The 1,272-nt window shown below is 41.6% G+C and carries 1 protein-coding gene; it reads left to right on the forward strand.

All coding sequences use genetic code 11. From position 1 onward, the window contains the following. Positions 1–45 precede the first annotated feature (45 nt). Positions 46–1,257: an ISL3 family transposase gene (locus BLQ57_RS20775; RefSeq protein WP_092824236.1), complete on the forward strand. Its 1,212-nt coding sequence runs from the start codon at positions 46–48 to the stop codon at positions 1,255–1,257. Positions 1,258–1,272 lie beyond the last annotated feature (15 nt).

Genomic DNA, 1,272 nt, shown 5'->3' on the forward strand with positions numbered 1-1,272 from the left:
GGTTCTACCCTGAATTTAATGGAATGATTACCTTTGAGCAAAAAGATGTTTACAGAGGGACTTTTCACCAAGTTGCTCCAATTGGAGGATGGTTGGTTTGTTGAATCGGTAGAAACTGATTTTAAACAAGAAGAGATCTACATTCAAATTGAGTGTGTTTTGGAGGAGTTGGAAGATGCTGAAACTGGAGAACTTTGTAGGGTTTATGATCATGCACCGGTTCGAGAATGGCGTCATTTAGACACCATGCAATATAGAACCTTTCTCAGGTGTAAGCTTCCACGAATTTTAACTTCCAGTGGTAAGGTAAAGACTGTTCAGCCCAATTGGGCTTCTGATTATGGCCGGAACACTTACTTGTTTGAAACTGCGGTAATAGACCTATTGAAAGCCAGTAAAAACCAGACCAAAACCGCTCAGTTGATGCGTTGCGGTTTCAATGTGGTGAATTCTATCATGCATCGGAGTGTCGAACGTGGAATGGATCGTAGATCGTATGATCAGATCGTCTTTGACCACTTGAGCATTGATGAGAAGTCCTTCAAGAAAGGTCATAACTATGTCACCGTATTGAGTCATCCTGACTCAGGTTGCGTTATAGACGTGGAAGAAGACCGGACAAAAGAAGCCTGTAAGAAGCTACTCAATAAGTCTTTGACTGAAAAACAGCTTGAAGGAGTATCTGCGATAACGATGGACATGTGGCAAGCATACTTGCAGACAGCTCAGGAGATTCTTCCTAACGCCGCTATTGTCCACGACCGATTCCATCTGGTCAAGTACCTCAATGAGGCCATCGACAAAGTGCGTAGAAGAGAAGTTAAAAACCACCAAGGCTTGAAAAACAGCCGCTATGCCCTACTTAAGAACCCCGAGAATCTTACCGAGAAACAGCGTATCCACTTTGAAGCCATTGCCGATGCCAATTACGAAGTGAGTAAAGCTTGGCAAGTTCGAGAGAACTTTAAAGACCTCTTTGGATCTTCCTCTTTGTTTGCAACTTCGTCCTTGCTCAAATGGATGACCAATGCCTACAGCAGAAAGATCGCTGAAATAGACAAAGTGGTAAATATGTTTAAAAGCCATCTAAATGGAGTTATAAATGCTTTGACAGAACGAATCTCAAATGCAATGGCTGAACGCCTAAATGGTAAAATTCAAGAACTTAAAACAGTGGGTAGAGGATACCGTACTTTTACAAACTTTAGAAGTGCTATACTATTCTTTAACGGTGGTTTAAACTTATATCCTCACTAACTTAAGGGTAGAACC

Source organism: Algoriphagus faecimaris (assembly GCF_900101705.1).
Lineage (GTDB): Bacteria > Bacteroidota > Bacteroidia > Cytophagales > Cyclobacteriaceae > Algoriphagus > Algoriphagus faecimaris.

Excerpts from the sequence above, each read along its gene's own strand:
- BLQ57_RS20775 (WP_092824236.1), top strand. The coding sequence starts at position 46 with ATGTTTACAGAGGGACTTTTCACCAAGTTGCTCCAATTGGAGGATGGT.